Raw genomic sequence first — 2,572 nt, forward strand, 5'->3', positions numbered from 1 at the left:
GAGGTTGCTGCGGGCGTTGAGGGTCCCGGGCTCATGCGGGCCGAGGACACGCTCGAAGTCCGCCAGGACCCGCACGCGCAGGTCCAGGGCTTCCCGCACCCGCCCGACGTCGAAGTAGGAGGTGGCGAGATTGCTCCGGGCGTCGACGGTACGGGGGTGGTGGGGGCCCAGGATGTGTTCGTGCTCGGCCACGACCTCCTCCCACAGCTCAAGCGCATCGCGCACCCGCCCGGCATCGTGGTAGGAGAAGGCGAGATTGTTACGGGCGTCGAGCGTGCTGGGGTGGTGCGGCCCGAGCAGGAACGCGTAGTCGGCCAGGACCTCTTCACGCAGCTCCAGCGCATCGCGCACGCGCCCGGCGGTGGCGTAGACGTTGGCGAGGTTGTTGCGGGCATCGAGGGTGCCGAGGTCGACGGGGCCGAGGACCCGTTCGTGATCCGCCAGAACCCGTAGGCTGAGCTGGAGGGCTTCCTCGATGCGCCCGGCAGAGGCGCACGCCATCACCAGGACGTTGCGGGTGGCGAGGGTGCCAGGGTCGTCGGGACCGAGAACGCGTTCGTAGTCGGCCACGGCCTGTCGGCTCAGATCGAGGGCTTCGTGAAGGCGCCCGGCGTTGGCGAAGGTGCCGGCGAGGTTGCCGCGGGCGTCGAGGGTGTCCGGATGGTCAGGCCCGTGAGCCCGGATATTGCACTCGACGATTTCCAACTCGTAGGCCAGCGCCTGGTGGTGGAGGCCCGCCGCGCTGAGGCTCCCGCTGACCCGGCTGATGCACGCGTGGGTCGTGGGCTGCCACAGTGCCGGGCGGGTGTGGTTGTCGAGCTGCATGGTGTTGGTCCGCAGTGATGCCGACAACGGCCGGTCATGGTGGTCGTGTTCGGGCCACAGGCTCAGGATGGCGTCGGCCGCGGTCCGGGCGATCCCCCGCAGAGCGTCAGGGGGAATCGTCTCGCGTACGGCCCGGGCGGTGAGGGCGTGCATCCGGATCGGGCCGGTGGCGGTGTCCTGCGCTATCAGCGCATAGGTGCGCAGACACCCCAGCGCCTCACGGATCTCGGATTCGGTCACGGCTGGATGCTGCGCCGCAGGAACCAGCGGCGCTTGGTGCGTGTGGTGCGCAGATGACTCACGGCGGGGGGTGAGGTCCACAGGGCGGCGGGGTGACCGAGGGGGTCCATGAGGGAGGCCAGTTCCAGCAGGGGCCGCGCCAGGTGGCTGCGGTCCACGCCCTGCACGGCGTCGAGGGTGAGCAGGAGCGCGGTGGTCACCGGGCTCCCGTAGCGGTCGGCGTCCGCATTCGACGGAAGCACGTCGCTCAGCTTGTGGTCGGCGTCGCGCAGGAGCCTCACGTAGTCGCCGGTGGTGCAGAGTGTGTTGATCATGTAGGCGGCGGCATGCCCGAGCGCGAGCGGCAAGTGGCCCAGCTCCGCGGCGAGTTGGTCTGCCGCGTCGGCGTCGTAGAGGTGGGGGTGGCCCGCATCGGTGAGCCGCCGCCGGAGATACGCGCGGGCCTCCTCCGGGCTGTACAGGCCGATCCGGATCAGTGTGCGGCCCTGACCACTCAGGCGGGCGTCGTTCCGCCGTGTAGTGACGAGGACCCCTCCGTTTCGAGGGTTTCCGTCCGGCCACCACGCGTCGACGGCTTCCGGGTCGGTGACGTCGTCCAGCACGACCAGCCACCGTCGCTCAGTGGCCGCCAGCCAGGCCAGGAACGCCTCCGCCGCCGCGGCACGGTCGGCCGAGGAACCTCCGGGAAGTCCCAGGCGGGCCGCGGCTTCCGCGTACGCGTCGGCGATCTGGTCCGTTTCAGTGGCCTTGACCCATATCAGGAGGTCCAGTCCGCCCCCGCGCGAGCGTTCCCGGTCCCGTAACTCCCGCGCGATGGCTGCCGCGACCTGGCTCTTACCGACTCCCCCGTCGCCCGAGAGGACTTGGGAGAGCACCCCACCGTTGCCCTCGGCGCGGGCCCGCTCGACCGTCTCCCGTGTGTCGGTGCGTGGCTGGAAGGCCGCCGCCAGCCGCGGCACGCTCCCGACCCACACCGGCCACTCCACTTCCGGCGCGGGCGCCGGCGGAACGTGCACGTACATGTCCCGCCCGGCCTGCATCGCGTTCCCGCCCGTCCGCGCGCCCTGCCGGATACGACGCTGCCCTGGACGCTGCACCCCAGCCCCCCGTGTCAGTAGCGGCTGTCGCCGACCTGGTCGATATCGCCGGTACCGTCACCGCGTGCTCTTTGGCGCACGTCCATGTGCTCGGGCCGCCGCGACCGAGCCCCCGCACCGTGGTCCCGTCCTGTCTGCTTGATCCCGCCCCGGCCCCGCGCCGACTGCCTCACGTGAAGAGTCGTCACCCGCCGCGCACCGGTGGCCCCGGCCCCTTGCGCCGACCAGAATCCCAGCGCCGCGAGCACACCGGCCGCGACGACGCCCGCCACCGGCCCGATCACATCCCAGGGATCATCGCCGCCCTCCGACACCACGGCCCAGGGAACCGCCACGGCGAAGAACGCCATGACCGAACCAACCACCGCCACGGCCCATCGCCCCACAGCCCGCGCCCGCATCCGCATCCG

3 protein-coding genes are annotated in these 2,572 nt (G+C 71.5%); all 3 read right to left on the reverse strand.

The features are described 5' to 3' along the window. The coding region (locus tag GA0115233_RS39845) for a tetratricopeptide repeat protein (RefSeq protein WP_141689663.1) at positions 1–1,065 on the reverse strand (1,065 nt) is incomplete at its 3' end. After that, positions 1,062–2,081, reverse strand: coding sequence for an NB-ARC domain-containing protein (locus GA0115233_RS39850; RefSeq protein WP_176712126.1), 1,020 nt, complete (start codon positions 2,079–2,081; stop codon positions 1,062–1,064). The genes GA0115233_RS39850 and GA0115233_RS39845, both read right to left, overlap by 4 nt. A 95-nt stretch (positions 2,082–2,176) precedes the next feature. Beyond that, the coding region (locus GA0115233_RS39855; protein WP_218063644.1) for a hypothetical protein at positions 2,177–2,572 on the reverse strand (396 nt) is incomplete at its 5' end.

This window comes from Streptomyces sp. DI166 (assembly GCF_900091315.1).
Lineage (GTDB): Bacteria > Actinomycetota > Actinomycetes > Streptomycetales > Streptomycetaceae > Streptomyces > Streptomyces fuscus.